At 43.3% G+C, this 20,368-nt stretch carries 18 protein-coding genes; 5 read left to right on the forward strand and 13 right to left on the reverse strand.

What is annotated here, in order from left to right; genetic code table 11:
* Positions 1-50: 50 nt before the first annotated feature.
* The 6 genes from MP3633_RS02190 to MP3633_RS02215 all read right to left on the reverse strand — a co-directional run bounded on the left by MP3633_RS02190 (position 51) and on the right by MP3633_RS02215 (position 6,254).
* Complete coding sequence (locus MP3633_RS02190; protein WP_280526396.1) at positions 51-527, reverse strand: methyl-accepting chemotaxis protein; 477 nt, start codon at positions 525-527, stop codon at positions 51-53.
* A 90-nt stretch (positions 528-617) separates the two neighbouring features.
* Positions 618-1,768, reverse strand: a protein-coding gene (locus MP3633_RS02195; RefSeq protein WP_176334288.1) for an IS3 family transposase whose coding sequence is annotated in 2 segments (ribosomal slippage) — positions 618-1,531 and positions 1,531-1,768 — 1,152 coding nt in all. Because the reading frame shifts where the segments join, the coding sequence is not laid out codon by codon here.
* A 32-nt stretch (positions 1,769-1,800) separates the two neighbouring features.
* The gene (locus tag MP3633_RS02200; protein ID WP_176334289.1) at positions 1,801-2,598 is read right to left on the reverse strand and encodes a PAS domain-containing protein; all 798 of its coding nucleotides are present in this window, start codon (positions 2,596-2,598) and stop codon (positions 1,801-1,803) included.
* A gap of 254 nt (positions 2,599-2,852) precedes the next feature.
* Positions 2,853-3,833, reverse strand: coding sequence for an aldo/keto reductase (locus tag MP3633_RS02205; RefSeq protein ID WP_176334290.1), 981 nt, complete (start codon positions 3,831-3,833; stop codon positions 2,853-2,855).
* Between the two features lie 106 nt (positions 3,834-3,939).
* Entirely contained in the window at positions 3,940-4,887 is a 948-nt protein-coding gene (locus MP3633_RS02210) for a Gfo/Idh/MocA family oxidoreductase (RefSeq protein WP_176334291.1), read from the reverse strand.
* Between the two features lie 152 nt (positions 4,888-5,039).
* Positions 5,040-6,254, reverse strand: coding sequence for a LysR family transcriptional regulator (locus tag MP3633_RS02215; protein ID WP_176334292.1), 1,215 nt, complete (start codon positions 6,252-6,254; stop codon positions 5,040-5,042).
* Between the two features lie 347 nt (positions 6,255-6,601).
* Between MP3633_RS02215 and MP3633_RS02220 the strand changes: the two genes are divergently transcribed.
* From MP3633_RS02220 to aroQ, 4 genes are all read left to right on the forward strand, one after another.
* Positions 6,602-7,456, forward strand: a complete 855-nt coding sequence (locus MP3633_RS02220; protein WP_176334293.1) for a shikimate dehydrogenase family protein — start codon at positions 6,602-6,604, stop codon at positions 7,454-7,456.
* A gap of 159 nt (positions 7,457-7,615) precedes the next feature.
* Entirely contained in the window at positions 7,616-8,314 is a 699-nt protein-coding gene (locus tag MP3633_RS02225) for a GntR family transcriptional regulator (RefSeq protein WP_176334294.1), read from the forward strand.
* An 86-nt stretch (positions 8,315-8,400) separates the two neighbouring features.
* Positions 8,401-9,333, forward strand: a complete 933-nt coding sequence (locus tag MP3633_RS02230; RefSeq protein ID WP_176334295.1) for an AEC family transporter — start codon at positions 8,401-8,403, stop codon at positions 9,331-9,333.
* A 47-nt stretch (positions 9,334-9,380) separates the two neighbouring features.
* Positions 9,381-9,833 carry a type II 3-dehydroquinate dehydratase gene (gene aroQ / locus MP3633_RS02235; RefSeq protein ID WP_176334296.1) on the forward strand — a complete coding sequence of 151 codons (453 nt, stop codon included), beginning with the start codon at positions 9,381-9,383 and terminating at the stop codon, positions 9,831-9,833.
* A gap of 47 nt (positions 9,834-9,880) precedes the next feature.
* On the opposite strand, the gene MP3633_RS02240 is transcribed toward aroQ, so the two are convergent.
* The gene (locus MP3633_RS02240; RefSeq protein WP_176334297.1) at positions 9,881-10,822 is read right to left on the reverse strand and encodes an AEC family transporter; all 942 of its coding nucleotides are present in this window, start codon (positions 10,820-10,822) and stop codon (positions 9,881-9,883) included.
* Between the two features lie 34 nt (positions 10,823-10,856).
* Complete coding sequence (pcaQ, locus tag MP3633_RS02245) at positions 10,857-11,822, reverse strand: pca operon transcription factor PcaQ (RefSeq protein WP_176334298.1); 966 nt, start codon at positions 11,820-11,822, stop codon at positions 10,857-10,859.
* A gap of 309 nt (positions 11,823-12,131) precedes the next feature.
* Here pcaQ and MP3633_RS02250 point away from each other — a divergent pair, with 309 nt between their 5' ends.
* The gene (locus MP3633_RS02250) at positions 12,132-13,985 is read left to right on the forward strand and encodes a bifunctional sugar phosphate isomerase/epimerase/4-hydroxyphenylpyruvate dioxygenase family protein (RefSeq protein ID WP_176334299.1); all 1,854 of its coding nucleotides are present in this window, start codon (positions 12,132-12,134) and stop codon (positions 13,983-13,985) included.
* 265 nt (positions 13,986-14,250) lie between these two features.
* Here MP3633_RS02250 and MP3633_RS02255 read toward each other — a convergent pair whose 3' ends face one another.
* The 5 genes from MP3633_RS02255 to MP3633_RS02275 all read right to left on the reverse strand — a co-directional run bounded on the left by MP3633_RS02255 (position 14,251) and on the right by MP3633_RS02275 (position 20,352).
* Positions 14,251-15,759 carry a tripartite tricarboxylate transporter permease gene (locus MP3633_RS02255; protein WP_176334300.1) on the reverse strand — a complete coding sequence of 503 codons (1,509 nt, stop codon included), beginning with the start codon at positions 15,757-15,759 and terminating at the stop codon, positions 14,251-14,253.
* A 7-nt stretch (positions 15,760-15,766) separates the two neighbouring features.
* Complete coding sequence (locus MP3633_RS02260; RefSeq protein WP_176334301.1) at positions 15,767-16,282, reverse strand: tripartite tricarboxylate transporter TctB family protein; 516 nt, start codon at positions 16,280-16,282, stop codon at positions 15,767-15,769.
* A gap of 80 nt (positions 16,283-16,362) precedes the next feature.
* A complete protein-coding gene (locus MP3633_RS02265) occupies positions 16,363-17,358 on the reverse strand; it encodes a tripartite tricarboxylate transporter substrate binding protein (RefSeq protein ID WP_176334302.1) in 996 nt (331 codons plus the stop codon).
* 285 nt (positions 17,359-17,643) lie between these two features.
* The gene (gene pepQ / locus MP3633_RS02270; RefSeq protein ID WP_244959781.1) at positions 17,644-18,933 is read right to left on the reverse strand and encodes a Xaa-Pro dipeptidase; all 1,290 of its coding nucleotides are present in this window, start codon (positions 18,931-18,933) and stop codon (positions 17,644-17,646) included.
* A gap of 387 nt (positions 18,934-19,320) precedes the next feature.
* Positions 19,321-20,352: an SRPBCC family protein gene (locus tag MP3633_RS02275; RefSeq protein ID WP_176334304.1), complete on the reverse strand. Its 1,032-nt coding sequence runs from the start codon at positions 20,350-20,352 to the stop codon at positions 19,321-19,323.
* Positions 20,353-20,368 lie beyond the last annotated feature (16 nt).

Consider the following 20,368-nt stretch of genomic DNA (forward strand, 5'->3'; position numbering starts at 1 on the left):
CCGATGTCTGGAAAAAGGCATCGGTTTTTTTTATTGTCGAGGGGAAACGTTTATTTTTTGTCGATGTTGAGCAGCTTATTAACGGTGTTGGCGACATGCTCTGCACCCGCCAATATTTCATCTATGATGCCAGATGCTTCTTCTATCAGTATCGCATTTTCCCCAGAACGTTCGCTTACTTGAACCATACTTGCTTTCGCCTGACGAGTTAGATTGCTGTTTTGTGCAACCATTTCTTCGATTTCAATGGTTGAGGTGCTTGTTCTGGCGGCGAGTGTTCTGACTTCATCGGCAACCACCGCAAAGCCTCGACCATGTTCACCTGCCCGGGCTGCTTCTATAGCGGCGTTTAGTGCCAGTAGGTTTGTCTGATCGGCAATAGAGCCGATAGTCGTTACTATTTTGGCGATGTTTTCAGATTGTTTGTTCAACTGCTCGATTAAATTGGTGGATACCTCAATATCAGAGACAATTTTATTGGACGTTTCTACTGTTTGACGCAGTATTTTCGAACCACTTTCTGACACTTGAGCGGTTTCAACAGAGGTAGAGTGCGCGACTTCGGCGGCGTGCTGAATGGCTTTTTGTTCGTTTACTTGTGGTATGGACCCAGTTTCCTAGACAGTTTCTAGCTCCGTAAAATATCGCTTTTCATATTGCAGTGGCGATAATCCATCATTGGATCCATGGTGTCGCTTTGGATTATAAAAGCACTCGATATAATCAAAAATCTCTGAACGAGCATCGCTTCTTGTTTGATAGGTTCGATTGCGTACTCTTTCTTTTTTTAACAATGAGAAAAAGCTTTCCGCAACGGCATTATCATGGCAATTACCACGACGGCTCATACTGGCTTCCAGATTATTATCTTTTAAGAAGGTTTGCCAATCTTTCGAGGTATATTGAGCGCCTTGATCAGAGTGTACCAGTACTTTTTTTGTGGGACGTCGCCGCCAAATAGCCATGAGTAAAGCATCAATAACCGACTCCGCTGTTGCTCTTGATCTCATTGACCACCCTACGATCAATCTAGAAAATAGATCCACAACGACGGTGACGTAAAGCCAGCCTTCTTTTGTCCGGATATACGTAAAATCAGTTACCCAGACTTGATCTGGCTCTGGGACAATAAACTCTCTATTTAGTGTATTTGGCGCTGTGTTACGCTCAGCGCCACTATAAAAAACAGGGTGACGTTTGTAGCCTATGAGCGCTTTTAGGCCCTCACGGCGCATCACTCTTAGCACTCGATTCTTTCCACAAGACTTACCTTCTCCTTTTAGGTCTTTGGTGATATTGCGGTAGCCGTAAACACAACCACTCTCAAGCCAATGCATTTTAATCGTAACGGCAAGTTGGTCATCTTCTTGTTCTCGTCGACTTTTTGGGCGGTCCAGCCAAGCGTAAAAACCGCTCCTATGGACTTGCAGTGTTCGACATAAGACAACAATAGAATAGTCGTTGAGCCGTGATTTTATGAACGTGTACTTTTCTTTGACTCCCCGGCAAAGTACACGGCGGCCTCCTTTAGAATGTCCCTCTCTTCGGTCACCCGCTGAAGCTCCGCTTTGAGCCGTTGGATCTCTGACTGAGCGGAATCTTCCGCTTTTCGACTTGCTTCAGGTTTGCGGTATCGAGCAATCCAATCATGCATACTTTTGTAACTAACGCCAAGTCGCTCAGCCACTTCAGCAATCTTATAACCACGCTCTGTTACTTGTTTAACGGCTTCAATTTTGAACTCTTCGGTATAGCGTTTCCCACTCATAATTCACCTCATCTTTACCTATTATTATATAGCTATGAGATGTCTACAAAAGTGGGTCCATACCATTGATCGGTAATATCTGATGCCACTTTAATGATCTTAACGACTTTGCCTGCGTGATTAAAAATAGGGTTGTAGCTGGCTTCTAACCAAATGGTATTCCCTTGTTTATTTATACGTTCAAATTGGCCTGTTTTGAATTCACCTTGAGCAAGTTCAGCCCAAAAATGTGGGTGAGCTTCATAAAATTGATCTTTACAAAACTTTCTATGGTGTTGACCTGCAATTTCCTTGACGGAATTAAATTTCATGGCAGATAAAAAATTATCATTGGCTGTAATTACAGTGCCATCAGGTTGAAACTCAATCATTGCATTGGAGCGATTTATGGCGTTATAGACCGCCTCTTGATTGTCGGCAAGTTGTTTTGCTGTGGTGATATCAGAAGCGATTTTCATGATCTTTACGACGTCACCATCTACTTTTATTGGGAAATAGGTGGCTTCTAGCCAAAGGTCGGCTCCGTCTTTTTTCTTACGTAAAAAGGTGCCTTGCTGACATTGATTAGAGGCAAGTTTTGGCCAGAATTTTTTATAGTCTTCGCTGGAGGTAATTTCGTGAGGGCATAGCATTGAATGATGCTGCCCTTTAAGCTCCTCTAACGAATAACCGACAGTGCTAAGAAACAGCGGATTTGCATCGGTAATAGTGCCATCAGGTAGAAAGTAAATAGTTGCACAAAAATTGCTCATAGCATTAACCAAGACATCATTTTCAGATACGGTTGGTTTTTCATTGTTTGTGTTTTTGTCTTTTCGGGTAAAAAACATAATATTACTCTCTATTCACTTTGGTGCTTTTTGTGAGGAAAAGCATCGCCACCTTGTAGGGTTTATCCTACGTATTGTGTGGGAATATAGTTCATTTTTAAAAAATTAGATGTTTCTGAAGTGTTTTTAAAAGGTAATGAAATGCAAACTTAAGTGAGTGGAAGTAGCTGTGGTTCTCATTTTTTAGGTTTTTACATTTTGCTCTGTTTATATAGCAACAATATCCCCCTTTGTTAGCACAAAGGGGGATATTGTTAGAACTCTTCAGTGTCTATTTCAGCTTGTTGTGCGGCTGTGTAACGTGTGCCATGTACGTTACTTTGGTTAATTATTTCGTCTAGTAAGCTGACTTGTTTTGCATCCAGCGTTAATTGTGCTGATTCAAAATTCTCTCTCATATGATTAACCGAGCGAGTGCCCGGAATAGAGACAATATTATCATCTTTTGTTTTTAGCCAAGCCAAAGCGAGTTGAGCTGGCGTACAGCCAATGTCTTTCGCTAGGGAAAAATAGTCGTTCAACAAGGCGAGATTGTTAGGGTAATGCTCCCCACTAAAGCGTGGCATGTTGTTACGAATGTCTTTTGCTTCTAAATCGGCAATGTCTTTTAATGTGCCTGTTAAGAATCCACGAGCTAACGGACTGAAAGCAACAAAGGTGATGTCTAGTTGCTTGCAAGCTTCTAATACTGCAATTTCAGGGTTGCGTGTCCATAAAGAATACTCGGACTGAATCGCAGTAATCGGAAACTCGTTATGGGCACGAGTTAGCGTTTCAGCAGAAACTTCTGATAACCCCACTGCACCAATTTTACCTTCTTTCACTAATTCGCCCAGCGCGCCAGCGCTTTCCTCGATTGCCACATTGAAGTCTAAGCGATGCAAATAATATAAATCGATGTGGTCTGTTTGCAGGCGTTTTAAGCTATCTTCGCACTGTTTTCGAATGTTTTCTGGGCGACCGTTAATCTCTTTTTTTCCATCGACCATTGCCATGCCGCACTTGCTAGCAAGGAAGAATTCATCGCGACGATCTTTTAGCGCTTTACCCACCAAAAGTTCATTGTTACCACCACCATACAAGGTGGCTGTATCAAAATGGCGATAGCCCATTTCGAAGGCGGCATGAAGCGCTTTAATAGCTTGTTCTTCTGCAACGGGTGAACCATAAGCATGGGATAAATTCATGCAGCCTAGGCCGATGTTTGGGTTGGCCAAATGTGAGTGTTTTGACATAAAAAAGGCTCCTTGTTATTTAATCTAACTAGCTTGATACCATAACAAAACAGTGTAACGAAAACAGGGAGCCTAGGCTCCCTGTTTGAATTTTATTGTACTAAGATTATGCTTCTAGGCATTCTTCTAAACGATGTAATGTTTCCATTGCTTCAATGGCTTGAGTCACGCAAGAGTTTGGCATACGACCTTCTTGGATCGCCGCAATAAACTCTCTGTCTTGCAGTTCAATGCCGTTGTTTGAAACCGCAACACCCGTTAGATCAATTTTATTTTCGTTACCATCATATAAATCATCATAACGTGCGGTATAGGTGCCGTTATCGCAGATGTAACGGAAGAAGGTCCCGAATGGACCGTCGTTGTTAAACGACAAAGACAGAGTGCAAATCGCACCATTAGGTACTTTCATGCCAATGCTCATGTCTAATGCAATACCAAGTTCTGGGTGAATAGGGCCTTGTAGTGCTTGAACCTTGCTGGCTGTTTCGCCCGTTTGGTACTGAAATAAATCCACAGTGTGGCATGCATGGTGCCAAAGCAGGTGATCTGTCCAAGAACGCGCTTGGCCAAGCGCGTTCTTATTTGAGCGACGGAAAAAGTACGTTTGCACGTCCATTTGTTGAACGGTTAATTCACCCGCTTCGATTTTATTGTGAATCCACTGATGAGAAGGATTGAAACGGCGAGTGTGACCCGCCATGGCAACTAGATTCGTTTTTTTATGAGCTTCAACGACCTTGCGAGCGTCTTCAATGGTGTCAGCCATTGGGATTTCAGACATCACGTGTTTGCCCGCTTCAAGGCATTGGATAGTTTGTGCCGCGTGCAGTTGAGTCGGAGTGGCTAAGATCACCGCATCCACATCATCACGGGCTAGACTTTCAGCTAGGTCAGTTGTGTAATGAAGAACACCACGGTCTTCAGCGAAGGCTTTAATCGCATCAATTTTTGTACCAACGACAGAAACCACTTCAGCGCCTTCAATAGCGGCAATGGCGTCCATGTGTTTCATGCCGAAAGCGCCAGATGCACCAGCAATACAAATTCTCATTAATCTACTCCTAACAGTGCGAGTGTTTATTGTTAGAGGGTTTTACACTCTCTAGTACGATATTGATCGCAAATCTAACATTCACACTAGCGTGAGGATAATCCATAAACCGCATTAGTCATTCATTTTCTGCAATAGAGTATGTTGAAATGTCACCGGAAACGCTCAGAAATCTCTCTTAATAGGCTAAGAAAATGGGATTGAGTCACGGTCGGAAGCCAGTTTTTTCGAACACAAAGGCCGATTGGACGACGTGTGTGCTCTAATGGAAAGTGGAGAACCGTTAATAATTCAATATTGATTTCACGCTCTACTTGGTGTGCTGAAATCAATGTCAGTCGATCACTTTCGATCAACAGTTCACGAATCAGTATTTGCGAGCTGGATTCAACCAATCTTGTTGGCTGGGAAACGTCAGCTTCGTTAAAAATTCTTTCAAAAGCCTGTCGAGTTGGCGTACCTGTGGCTGGTACCACCCAAGCAAACTCGGCGAGATCCTGTGCACTAATAACACTTTTTGCCATTAATGGATGGTCTTTACGAGCCACAACGGACAACGGAGGTGCCCATAACTCTTCCTGAATGACGTCATCAGCAGGAGAAGGGTGACGCAACGCACCTAATATAATATCGATGTCACCTTGACGCAGATGGTGAAGTAGATCGGAGTAAGGACCTTCAGTGACGTTGATATTCACATCAGGATGGCGTTCGTTAAACTGCAAAATGGATTTAGGCAAAATGGTCATACGAGCCAAGGGCATGCTACCGACGGTAATAGTACTGACGTCTTTAAACTGTAAGGCATTTATCTCGTAAATACCTTGGCGTAACTCGCTGAAGGCAAGTTTGGTCGCCTTTGATAACGTTTGAGCGGCTTTAGTTGCGCGGGTGCCTAGGCTATTTTTTTCGAACAAAATCACCCCTAGTAACCTTTCTAAGTCGCGCGCAGCACGATGTACAGCAGATTGAGAAACCGCTAAGTTTCGGCTGGCAATACTAAAATTTTGTGCTTCGCTCACAGCGACAAGCGCTCTTAACTGCGTTGTACTGATCAACGCAACCAGATTTTTAGGAATGCGCTCTTTTTGTGTGTTGTCTTTTACTATTTCTTGAGTCGCGGTCTGAATGTAATCTATCGCTCTGCTCACCCGTTTTTGCCATACCTCACCCGATGCGGTTGGATACATGCCATCTGAGTGGCGTTCAAAGAGGGAGGCGCCGAGTAAGCCTTCTAGTTTAGCAATGGCTTGAGTGATGGCCGGCTGCGATAAAAAGATGTTCTCGGAAGCTCGGGTAATACTCTTTAACTCCGCAACTGCGAGAAACACACGCAAATGCCGTAAATTTGGAATAGCAATATCCATAAGACCTCCTTTTTTTTAAACTATATCAAAAATGAATACCGAATAAATAAAAATAAAACACGGACTCTTTGTTATATGAGGTGTATAAGACATGCTTTTAATTCCATTGAAGGCATTATCCATTCTATTTTTCAAATGAAGTGCGTTAAATGAAACGCGTTGTAATGGTGAATTTTAAAAGAAGCATTGTCAGATCTATAATTTTTTGTATTTATGTATACCAAAACTTTCATGATTCAAAAGCGGCTTCTTAGTATAGGCTTTGACAATATTATTTTGGTGTTTTGAGCGGAAAGAAGACGCGATAACTCTCTGCTCATTTTTGAAACATGTTGGGGACAATTACAATGTTACATTTAGGTCTAATTGGTCAGGCTATTGCGGCTTCACGCTCTCCTTCTTTGCACATGATGCTGGGTGAACTCAATCAGCTACCAGTGGATTACCAGTTGCAAGAGCCTGAAAATAATACGGCGGAATCCTTTAACGCTAAGCTGGCTGAAATTCGTGCCTTAGGCTTTGTCGGCACTAATGTGACGTTTCCCTATAAGCAAATTGCAATCGACAGCGCGGACGAGGTAAACGACGCGGTTAAGAAAGTCGGTGCGAGCAATACCTTGTTACTAAAAGATGGCAAAGTCTGTGCTTTCAATACGGATTACACCGGTTTTATTCGAGGCTATAAAGGCCGAGTTGGTGATTTGCCTGCCGGCAAAGTACTGATGATTGGTGCTGGTGGTGTGGGCCGAGCTATTGGTTTTGCCCTGTTTGAAGTGGGTGCAACAGAAATTTTAGTTACCGATTTGAGTGAGCGCAGTGCGCAATCGCTGGTTGATGCTATTAACGAAGCGGGTTACAAAGCACGCTTCGTTGCAAAAGAAGACATTTCCGCGGCAGCGGCAGAAGCGGATGGATTGGTAAACTGTACGCCTGTAGGGCATTTGAAAAGTCCTGGTATGCCATTGGCGGCTGAGTTGATTCAAGGGCAGAAATGGGCGTTTGATGCCGTTTATACGCCGATGGATACAGAGTTTTTGTTGGAGAGTCATAAAAAAGGCCTGCAAATTGTGTCAGGCTTTGATTTGTTCTTTTATCAAGGCATTGATGCCTTCGAAATCTTTACCGGTCAGGAAGTGACGGATGTTAAACCGGTTTGGGATCAGTTCCGCGAAAAGTATGATGTCGTCAGTTCGTTGATCTAGAGATTGTTGGTAGGCAAATAAACTCATAGAATGAGTAATGAGACCTCCAAAAAAAGACGCCTGATGGCGTCTTTTAGGTTCGTTACCAATTAAAAGGCCTTTGCTTTCGACATAGAGCAAAGGACTTATAAGAAAAAGAAAAGGCCTTTAGAATTTTTTATGATTAACTCCGATGAGCGTAAATTGGTTGGGCAATCTGTCTATGAACAACTTCGTTCAGACATAGTAACGGGAAAGCTTGCGCCAGGTGAAAAGCTTAAACTAAATGCCTTACGTCTCCGTTACAGTGCCAGTGTGAATACCTTGCGTGAAACCTTGATGCGTCTTGTGTCTGACGGTTTTGTGCTGTTTGTTGATCAAAAAGGCTTTACAGTAAAACCTGTTTCTACCGCGGATTTGCGTGAATTATTAGAGCTGCGACAGATGTTAGAACTGTCGGGCGTTCGTAAGTCGATGGAAAATAAAATAGGCCATATGGAATGGAAATCGGCTTTGATCAGTGCACACTTTCGCCTGAACTGTGTCGAGAAACTGATGATGGAAAATGAAAGTCTTCATGTTCAGGCATGGGAAAAAGCAGATCGAGACTTTCACGTTACTATGGTGTCTCATTGCGGTTCTCTGCAGCTTGTTCGTTATCATGCTTCGGTGATAGAACTTTACATGCGTTATCAAGTACTGGCTTTGCACCGCCGACCTTTTCGTGGACAAGCATCTGTGGAAGAGCATCAAAAATTACTTAAACATCTTCTTGATGATGAAATAGAGTCCGTATTGGCTGTTTTGGACTTGCATATTCAAAAGGGGTTTATGTTGCCAGATCCTCAATTAAAAACGGAATCTAAAGCTATCGCCTAATGCTCATCCGTAAGGATATTCCAATGGATGAAAAATACAGAGACATCAAGTCGACTTGATGTAAGCAACTACGAGGACATGGTGACATGGAAGCCGTAATCAACATCACAGCGCCGATCTTTTTTTTGATATTTTTGGGCTATTTAGGTATCCGTCTTCGTTTCATCCCAAAGGCGCTTTTGCCTGGACTGAGCCGGTTTGTCATGTACTTTGCCTTGCCTGCGCTGGTATTTACTAAATTATTAAGCATGGACCTCAATGAACTGATCAATCCGCAATACATTATGGTGTATACCGTAGGGGGGCTGTCTTCCTTTGTATTCACCATTGTTGTGAGTCGAATGGTCTTTCGTGATCAGTGGGAGGCCTGTGGCATTCGTGGTCTAGGAAGCTCTATGTCAAATAGTGCTTTTATTGGCTTTCCCATATTACTGCAGTTTTTTGATCATCCCATGATGCATGCTTTTGCCATGGCGGTGATGGTGGAAAACGTTATTTTATTTCCTGTCGGCCTTATTTTTATTGAAACTGTACTTGGAAAACGTAACGCAAATGGCAAGCCAATTTTGTTGCCTGTGATTAAGCGGATTGCGACTAATCCGATCATATTAGCCGTATTTACTGGAGTGGTTTGCTCATCCCTTGGCCTAGTCTTACCCGTTTTTATAGAGCGAGGATTGGATATGCTTGCTACAGGTTCGGCGCCTGCTGCCTTGATTGTGATTGGCGGATCGCTAGTAGGGCTGTCAATTAAAGGTAGTCTTGGGCAAATGTCTTTAGTGGCATTTTCAAAACTGATTTTCTTCCCATTAATTGTGACAGCTCTGCTGTTGCTGACACCGAATATGCCAAGTGACTTAAAAGTTGCAGTGATTATTTTTGCATCAGTGCCAATGTTCAGTATTTACCCCATTATTGGTGGTGAATATGGAGAGCAAAGCTTCTGCGCCAGTACACTGCTTATCACGACAGTGTTGTCATTTTTTACATTGAGTGTATTGCTGCGCTTTTTAGTGTGAAAGTATGCTTTATTAAACAGTTACGTTGACTCTTAGGAGAAATTATTATGTCTACCATCATGGTATTGAACGGCCCGAATTTGAACTTACTTGGCACGCGTGAGCCTGAAACTTATGGTTACGAAACCCTAGCGGACGTAGAAACTATGTGCCGAGAGGCGGCGTTGTCATTAGGCCACGATGTGGAATGTCATCAATCGAATCATGAAGGCGTATTGATTGATCTAATTCATGAAGCGGGCCGCCGTATTAAAGCGGGCGAAGTGTTGGGCGTGGTATTCAATCCAGGCGCTTATACTCACACATCCGTTGCTCTTCACGATGCAATAAAAGGTGCTGATGTGCCAGTGATTGAAGTCCACATCTCTAATGTCCATGCCCGTGAAGCCTTCCGTCATCATTCTTACATATCACCAGCGGCGGCGGGAATTGTGGTTGGTATGGGCGTGCAAGGGTATGTGTTGGGGGTTCAGGGTTTAGTGTATAAGCTCAAAGCTTAATTATGACTATTGCGCTCATTACATCATTTAAGTGCTGATTTTCTTAGCTAATTTAAACCCATTAATGACAAAATAATGGCCAGTGTGACAAAAGACGCCAGTGTGGTGATCAACAAAATACTGGCGCATAAAGAACGATACCCATATTGACTGCCAATAATCGGATAAATACTCATCATCGGTACTGCTGCAATCAAGATGCCGCCGAGCAAAAGGTTGCGGTCCATTTCTGGCATAAAGAGCGCCACGACAGCAATCATCAAGGGGTGTAATACCAGTTTTCCGGTCGTGACAAAGCAAATATCTTTGGCGTTACCGGTTAGGCTGGTTCCAACTAATGAGCCACCAAGCACAATGAGTGCGAGTGTTGCTGATGCGCCTGATAGCATTACCAAAACTCGATCAATGACCGCTGGTAACTCTAGGTGAAAGGTCGACGCTAATACACCGCCAGAGACAGCCAAAATCAACGGATTTTTGATCAATCTTTTTACGACAGTATAGAACATATAGGTGGGTTTGAGGCCTTGTCCTCTGGAAGAACAGACTTCTAAAATCACAAAAGTGATAGGCAGAATTAGGATATTCTCGATGATTAATGACATGGCGAACGCTGCTGTTGGTGGATTACTAAACGCCAGCAACATCACTGGATAGGCGAAGAAGGCAGAATTTGAATTTGCCATCCCTACGCCTTTTAATGTGCTCTCGATTAAAGAACGATTCATCACTTTTAAGCTGATAAATACACCGATTAGCATGGTTAATACGGAACCGATGGCGTAAGTAGCAAGATAGGTTGGAACTATAACCTCATTGAATTCCATTCTGGCTAAGGTGCTAAAAATCAATGCTGGTAGTGTGAAATACATGACGATTTTTGCCATGCCAGCAATCGTTACGCTAGGCACAAGCGAACTACGAACAGCAAAATACCCCAACATTATCATGATAAAAATTGGGGTTGTGATCGCAATAATAGTCAGCATCTAAGGTTCCTGTTTTGGTAGCTAAAAGAGCAGTTTAAATTGCGGGCTCATTTTTATGGTGATGATCAATCGGTTTGTAATAGCTGTCTAATGTTTGTGCGGTATCTCGAATCGCATTCATAAACAGCTTCAGTGCCATCGACGGAACAGAGTCTGCTCTCGTAGTGAGGCCAACCGCACCTAGTGTTTCTTTGGTATCAATAGGTAATTCATCCAGTTCTCCATCAGAAATCTCCCGAGCCACTACACCACGAGAAATGATCCAGACCGCATCGTTGTTACGAATAAACTCTTTACCAAATGAGTCTGAGACAGTGTCGATTCTATCGGTAAGTGTACTAACGCCTTGGGACAATAAAAAACGATCCACATAGGGGGCAGTAATAGAGCCTTTTGGCGGGTAGAGTACGGTGTAATTGGCAATATCGCTGATTTTGAAGTTTTCTTTTGTCAGCAATGGATGATTAGGTCGAACCGTAAACGTCACTTGTTCAGAATACAAATGCTGGAACGACAGGCCAGACATGGCTTCCGGAACGCCTAAACGTCCAACCACTAAATCCAATTCGCCGACTCGCAACTGACTCATCAATAACGCGTTTGGGCCTGAAACTAAATGTAGACGAACATCAATTCCCCCAGTGCGAAAGCGTTTTACGGATTCTGGCAAAATGCTGGTTGCGACGGTTGGTAGTACCCCAATACTTATTCGACTGATGCCTTTTTGTTGGGCTTGAGCGACACGTTCTGTGCCTTCTCGTAATGCAGCAACGCTGGTGCTTGCATGTTCCAGAAATACATTGCCGAAAGGCGTAAGTTCAACGCCTCTTTTACTACGTTCTAAAAGCCTGACTCCCAGAATATCTTCCAGTTCTTTCAGTTTTTTTGAGACAGCGGGTTGAGTAAGTGCCAAAACATCGGCGGCGCGAACAACGCTACCTTGGCGAGTAACTTCTAAAAAGCATTGAAGGTGGCGATATTTGATACGGTTTTCTAGCATAAAAAGTCTTCCGTCGTATACGCATGGTTTTAGTGGCTGATAATCAGTTGCTAAATAAGAAGTACTAAGGCGCATGACACGCGTTAATAAAGGAATAATTTTCTTATATTACACTCCTATGTCACGTCTTTGGAAAGACGCTATGTATTCCTTTTTCGATATATTTTTGGCGCTTTATTTCATTCTTCAAATGACGCTCAAGATAAAAATCTTGTGCTAGCATCAATCTTAGTAAATATAGAAGCAAAAAACTGTTTTGTTTCTCATATATCGATTTCGTTATGGAACCTAGACTGTCAGGGCGTAAGAATGAAAACAGCACTCGCAACCGTTACCTTATCTGGCACGCTGAGAGAAAAATTCGAAGCGGCGGCAAAAGCCGGTTTTCAAGGCGTAGAGATCTTCGAGAATGATTTAACTCAGTTCGATGGCTCGCCAAAAGATGTGCGTCGTATGGCGCAAGATCTAGGTTTGGAAATTATTGCCTTACAACCATTTCGTGATATGGAAGGCATGCCTGAGCCGATGCGTTCGCAAAAGGCAAAGATGTTGCAGCATAAGATTGATGTTGCTCATGAGTTGGGTACGAATCGTCTGTTGTTTTGCAGTAACGTGCAGCCTTATTCTTCTGCGGATCGTGACGTTTGCGCGGCGGACTTATTTGCGCTTGCCGAAATAGCAAAAAAAGAAGGCATCATGCTGGGTTATGAAGCTCTTGCTTGGGGTTATCATATTGCCGATTACCATGAAGCATGGGATCTGGTTAAGCGTGTTGATCATCCGAATTTGGGTATTATTTTAGATACGTTCCACATGTTTTCTCGTGGTAATACGTTAGATGTTTTACGTGATGACATTCCGCTAAACAAAATTGCTCTTGTACAAGTGGCCGATGCGCCAAGCCTGCAAATGGACGTGCTGCAATACAGCCGACATTTTCGTTGTTTCCCCGGTCAAGGCGACATGCCAGTGGTCGAGTTTTTACAAGTGCTGAAAGACAAAGGGTTTGATGACTATTTGTCTCATGAAATTTTTAACGACGAATTTCGTTCCTCTTCTCCGTTAGAAAAAGCCATTGATGGTATGCGTTCGTTGATCTGGTTAGACGATCAAACAGTCAGTAAACGTGAAGAAAAAACCGCGCCTATTCAAGCGCCACAAGTGAAAGATGTCGAATTCTTAGAATTCGCGATCGAAGGCGAAAGTGGCGAAGCGCTGACCAATACACTTGCCCAGCTGGGTTTTGAAGAAACCCATAGGCACCGTTCTAAAAATGTCAGTCTAATGCGACAAGGCAATATCAATTTGATCTTGAATCGCGAGCCTAAGAGTCAGGCGCACGAGCATTTCCAAAAACATGGCGTATCTGTGTGTGCGATGGCGTTTTCTTCTGATGATGTGAAAGCCACTTTATCCCTTGCGGAACGTTATTTAGTCGAGCGTTTTGATAATCAAGCAGGCCCCGGTGAGTTAAACATTCCGGCGGTTCGTGGTATTGGCGACAGCCTTGTTTATCTGGTTTCTGCGGATGCCGCTGTGCGTTTTTTTGATGTCGACTTTAAGCCAGTTCAGGGTATTCAAGGCGAAGCTGGCGTTGGCTTAACGCGCTTTGATCATATTGGACAAACCGTTTCAAACACGGATTTTTTATCGGCGACTTTCTTCTATAAATCCTTGTTTGGCTTCGATATTGATGCGAGTCAGGATCTGCCTGATATTCATGGATTAGTGGTTAGCCGTACGGCGCTGAGCAAAGACAAACGCGTGCGTATTCCCTTGAATATGACCAACGCTCGTGGTGCTTCGGCGCAGCGCTTTATTCAGAAATCAAAAGGTTCTGGTGTGCATCAAATTGCTTTCGCTTGCGATGATATTTTTGCTGCAGCAAAAAACATTGATAGCGAGAAGCAGCTGCCCATTCCACAGAACTATTATCGTGATATTGAAGCGCGCTTTGGCTTGTCTTCAGACTTAATTAAAAAATTGCAGTCACACAATATTATGTATGACCAAAATGACGAGGGTGAGTTCTTCCATTTTTACACAGAAGAAGTTCATGGTGTCTTTTTTGAAGTCGTACAAAGAGTGGGTGATTACAGTCGTTATGGTGAAGTGAATGCTTTTGTGCGTCTTGCCTCCCAAGCACGCCAGGAGAAAAAATAACTCATTTCCATTGCGGGGGGTGAGTTATTTCATGGTGTGTTCTTCAGCCGGAGATTGGCAACGATCTCCGGTTTTTTTATGTCAAATATTGGTACTTAGTCTGTTATTGGGTTTTTAACGCTCTTTGTGAAGGTGATGTTAAAAGGATTGGTTTATGTTTACAAAGAGCAGGGACTTGTTCGATTAGATAAGAGTCGGTCTGATGAACACCACCCTCATAATTCCAATGGAAAAGAGAGGGCTGGTGTTTTTTTTTACAGAAATATTAAGCCGATTTAGGTGAGATTAACGGCTTTAGCCATTTTGTCCAAATAGGGGTTTGGGTGACGAGGATAAAGATAATCACACTAAACAATACGGTCGAAAGTGGGCTATGGAATATATTGATGACCAAGTCGCTTACTGAACCGCGTTCGGTCAAAATCGCACGACGCCAGTTTTCATCGGTTAGTGAGCTCAGAATGACACCCAAAATAACAGGGCCAACGGGGAACCCGTAAATACGCATAAAGTAACCAAATACCCCGAAGGCCAACATCCACCAAATGTCTGTGATGGCATTATTAATAGCGTAAGCGCCAACAATGGACAGCAAGAATATCAACGGAATCAAAATGCCTTTTGGACATTCGACAATTTTTGCGAAAAGCCTTATGCCGGTTAAGCCGAAGATAAGCACGAAAATATTCGCTAATGTCAGATTACCAACGGTGAACCAAAACATGTGAGGTTGTTCTATCAGCAATAAGGGGCCGGGATTCAATCCATGGATAAATAATGCACCGATAAACACTGCGGTTACGGCATCGCCGGGAATTCCCAGTGTAAGCATGGGAATATAGGCTCCGCCTACAGCGGCGTTATTGGCTGCTTCAGGTGCAATTAAGCCTTCTTTCGCACCTTCACCAAAGGGTACTTCTGGGTCTTTGGTAACCCGCTTAGCGTGGTCGTAGGCCATGAGTGCGGCAATGTCGCCCCCTGTACCTGGTAACGCGCCGACAATGACACCAATAAAAGAGGTTTGTAAGCTTAGCGGCATGTATTTTTTCACATCAGACCATTTCGGAATAACACTAGAAATTTTCTGTTTAACCACCGCTTTATCCATATGGTGTAACTGATGTAAGGCTTCAGAAATACCAAACATGCCAATCATTACCGCGACGGGATTGATTCCATCCCAAAGCTCAACAACGCCGAACGTGAAACGCTCTTCGGCGGTCATTGGATCGAGTCCAACGGTACCAATCAGTAGTCCTAGCGCGCCGGCGAAAATGCCTCTTGCTAAGCTACTACCAGAAAGAGAGCCAACCAACATGATGCCTAATACTCCCAGCATCATGTAATCTCGTGGTTGAAAGGTGATGGCAAATTCACTTACTGTCGGCGCGGCAATCGCCAAGACGATAATACCGACAAAACCACCGACAACCGACATAACTGTAGATAAGCCAATGGCTTCCCCAGCTAAGCCTTTTTTCGCTAACGGATAGCCATCGAGCGCCGTAGCGATGGCCGAAGGTGCGCCTGGAATATTCAACAATATCGCGGTACGTGAGCCACCGTAGACGCCGCCCATGTAAACGCCCACCATGAGAGAAAGTGCGTAATTTACATCCCATGAAAAAGTAAAAGAAATCAATATTGAGACTGCCATGGTGACCGAAAGGCCAGGAATAGCGCCGACATAAATGCCTAAAAAAGTGCCCAGTGCTGTTAAAGCGAGTAATTCTGGTGACAGCCAAGACATGGCGAAATAATGTAAAGCATCCATAAAATGATTATCTCCACAGAGACTTTATTGAGGATAGGATTTCGCGCTCAGGTACGATGCCTTCAGGCAGTACAACTTGAAAAACGAGACGAAATACGATGTATACAACCACTAAGGCCAGAAGTGTAATCGAGAGTGTCGTCAGTATACGGCATCGATATAAAAACTGAATGGAAATAAACAAGAAGGCAAAGCTGGAAAGAATGAATCCTAAACTTTCTAATATGATTGAGTAGACCAAAATCAATGCCATGATGGTCGCAACGATAGGGGGAAAGCAGTGATGTACAAAGCGAACGCCTTCCGCTTCAGGCAGCTTCAAGGTATTAATAAACGCAATGCAGGACGCCAAAATCATAGTTGCTGATGCCGCAAGAGGAAAAGCCCCTGGAGAACTTAGTTCGCTGAATCCTGATATTTTGTAAGCTTGCCAAAACAAATAAATGCTGCCCATGACCAAGAGAAAGCAAAAGACTCGTTCTCCGGGCTTACGGGTTTTTATCAAAGAGGGATGACTGGACATTGTAACTCCAGGTAAAACAAAAGTGAGACGCGCTTGCTTTTCAGCAAGTCACGTCTAGAGATGAGAACTGTATTTAAACCTTATTGTGGTTTGCGAATACCGAACTTTTCTGGTGAGTATTTACTAAAGCCCGCATCATGTACTAACCAAGAAGACGTTGAACGGTACGCTTCTAGGAAGTAGTCAGCTTCTTCGCCTGAAATATTCATGATGGTAAAACCACGTTTTTGCATTAGATCAATAAAATCTTCGTTGTAAGCGGCTTTTTGAAAGGCCATTTGTAATTTTTCTACTGCTTCATCCGGTGTGCCTTTTTTCACGAAGACACCAAAGAATGGTCCCCATGGAAGGTATGCTTTCATGCCTGGTAGTGCGTCAGTGATTGGCGCTAAGTTAGGCAAAAGTTTATTGGCTTTAACATCAACAATGCTGATGGCTTTCATACGGCCTGCTTTAATTTGTTCAATAGTTGCACCTAGTACAGCAGGCATTACATCGATCGCACCGCCTTGAATAGCGGTTAGGGCTGGACCATCACCATTGTATGGAATACTGATGTAATCCAGTTTTACCTGAGAGCCCAGCATGGCAAGTATAATAGAGGTTAAGCCGCCTTTTCCTGTTGAGCCTATTTTAACTTTACCAGGGTTGGCTTTCGTGTAGTCGATGAATTCTTGCATTGTATTAAATGGCGCATCGTTGTTTGCCACTATGATTGGTGTGCCACGAGCTAAGACGTTAATAGCAATCATGTCGCTATAGTCTATGTTAGAAAGGCCTAGGATTTTGTACATTTGAGGGTTTTCAGCGCCCATCAACAGTGTATAGCCGTCGGCTTTTTTAGCATTAACGTATTTTGTTGCAATGGCGCCAACGCCACCGGTTTTATTCGTTAAGATAAGATCTGTTCCAAGTTCTTTCTCAACGTGAGGGGCAATAGAACGCATAACAGTGTCTGTTGAGCCGCCTGCTCCCCATTGGATCATGCCTTGAATGTCTTTCGTTGGGTAATCTGCAAAACTTAACGTCGATGAAAGAGATAATGCTGCTAATAACGTAATTGTTGTTTTTTTCATTATGGTGCCTCTGTAGTGTCCAAAAGGGGACTGCTTGGCTTAGTTAGCGTTTTAGTTATAAATACGAGCTCAATCATTGAATGCGTACTTGGCAACTGCAACAACCTTAGCCTAAGAGTTGCTGTTGTTAAAGACAGTATCTATTCCATATTTTACTTATTTTATAACCTTTTAGTTATAAGTAGCCGAGCAGAAATGTGAAAAATCGATTTTTTAAGAGAAGTGATAGAAGAACAGACCCATCAATATAAAGCGTACTATATCGATGGGTAGAGAAAGTGGGGATTAGCTTATGTTGGTAAACGCTTCGCGGGTTAAATTTTCCGGTAAATCATTTTTGACAACCACATTGTCTTCAATTCGTATTCCACCATAAGGCATGAATTGTTGAATGCGCGTCATATCGCAGCCGTGATCTTTTATGTTGGCCTGCATTTTATCAAGCAACATAGGAATGAAATACAGCCCCGGTTCAATCGTGATCACCATGTCTTTTTCTAAGGTTTTAGTGAGTCTTAAGAAAGGCGCATCGTCGTTTGGTAAGCTTAGCGTACCGGCTTGATCAACTTGGTGGCCGCCCACATCGTGAACCTGCAAGCCAAGCAAATGACCTAAGCCATGAGGAAAGAACACCTGCGGAATGCGTTTGGCTAACTGTTCTTCCACGCCTAAAGTACAAATCTTATGATCGTGCAGCAAGGTTGCAATGCCTGCTAAGGTGTCTTTATGTAGGTCTCGAAAAGACACACCAGCCACCGCACTGCGACAAAGCTTTTGTTCCATTGTATCAAGGTCATTTACCAAGGCACTAAAGTCGTCATCATGACGTACAAAAGTCCGAGTTATATCACTGGCATAGCCGTGCTCGTTGGCGCCAGCATCGATCAATAAGGTGCGAGAGTTCGCCATTTTCTCGATGGCTTTGTGTTCATAATGCAGCACTGCGGCGTGTTCATTTAAACCGACAATGCCGGGATAAGGTTCTTGGGCCGCAGTTTGTTGACTGGCCTGTAAAAAGGCGAGGTGGATTTCAAGTTCGCTCATGCCGGCTAAAAATGCTTCTTTTGCGGCTATATGGCCAGTTGCACCACGCAGGTTTGCTTGTCGCATTGCTTGGATTTCAAAAGGTGTTTTGACCGCTTTAGCAAAATCCACATAGGCTTTTAATCCCTCGCAAGGAACGGCAAATGTCATTGGTTGTGGACCAAGCCAAGCCACGTTTTTGGGTAAGGCGGTGAACCATTTGTCGGTTCTTCTGGCCAACGAAACGTCCCAGTCTTGCTGCCAATCCCCGCTGGGAATAGGGTTTGGGGCGTGCCAAAAATCGTCACGAACGGGCCAAACAAGCGTTGGTTTTTTACCTGTTTGTAGCAAAATGTAGGTTTCTGCGCCTATTGTAAAAGGCAACCATTGTTGCGCACCTGAATAGGCTTGAAAAGGGTGTGTATGGTCATCCTGAAAATAATAACTTTTTTCCCCTGAAGCTAAAACAATGGCATCGAGGCCAAAATGTACCATGGCGTCTTCATAGCGATTGGTAAGAACCGCAATATGTTCTTGATAGAGAGTGGTCATAGAAAGACTCATATTTATCTGAAAGTTAGTGAGAACGCTGACTTGTATCCATTTAATCTGCGCTATTTATTCAGGGGGATTGAAAGCATTAGAATACGTAAAATACTGAACCCTTAAGATTAAGAAGGGCTCTTTTTTGTCACCCATTTATTGAAGAGAAATACAGATCCTTTAAATACAATGAATGAGCAAAGTACTGAGCCGAACGCGACTAATAAATCATTCTGTACGTCTAAATAGGCTTTAAACGTATAGAAAAAAGCGATGGTCAAAACGATTCGGATCAGACTATCAACGAGTTGCATAACGCTGGGAGAGGTAAACACTGTTTGCTTTCCTTATGAATACTTAAAGTCAGACTCTCCCATAAAACGACGGTTAAGCCAATTATTTGATGGGCAAACACACTAATGTGACAAAGTCTTTCGAACTGTTGGTTTGTAATGGCCCAACTTCAAACGTTTCAACGCCATAGCGCCGACGATTGACTTTGAGCTTATGTAATCTCATGAAGCTGTATAAAACATGCCAAGCTAAAGATAAATGCTGGTAGCTACCAACATAGCGCAAGTGCAGATAGTGGCCATGCAATACGATGCGTTCAGGACATAGCGGGCAAGGTACTAAATTCTGCACAGGAATGCCTAATCGACCTGAGAAATAGTGGTGTGCAAGGTCTACTTTTTTATACAGCGCAAAACTGGGGCCGGCAGGTGGGTTCTCTGGGCCTAGATCAGTGAGTAGATCGTGGAAGCCTTGATCCATTTTTTGCGACATGGGTTGGTTGCTTACAACAAAAGGACGAGTAACAGCATCTACTGTATCTAACGTCGTCTTTGCGAGCCATTCAAAGGAGGGCGCTTTGTAATCATGATCAGACGTTGTGTTGTACTTACTCAGATACGCCAATATTTTCAACAGCGCTAATTCAGCGTCTTTATTGGCTCTAATTCGGTAATTACCTTGTTTCCAGCGTTTGAAAAAAGGCAGTTTTCCGGTTATTTGAATCGTGACGGAAGTGCGTTTTTTTTGCTTCGTTAAATTGATATTAAAATGGACGTCGCTTGGGTAAAACGCGGGCGCTTCCAATAAAGTATGAAAATAATGGGCACTGGATCGCGCAGGTTCCAATGATATATACCCTTCTTTAATCAGAGCCCCACGCCAGACCAAACAAGACGGTAATACAGACAGAATTCCGGAATTGAGGTATTCGTATGTTACCTCGGCATCAGGTTCAAAGATCAGCCAAGGAAGCCAATTAGGCCAATTGCTTAGGTCGCTTAAATCCTCTGCGATAACGTCGATAGGCGCTTCGATAACGGCGCTTTGTCGGCTGAAAAAACGCCCGTTAAACAATAATAAATAAGACAGTAGAGCAAGGCCAAAAATCATTATTAGCAGTAATATAACGATCATATTTGTCTTATCCTTC

It is taken from the genome of Marinomonas primoryensis (assembly GCF_013372285.1).
GTDB lineage: Bacteria > Pseudomonadota > Gammaproteobacteria > Pseudomonadales > Marinomonadaceae > Marinomonas > Marinomonas primoryensis.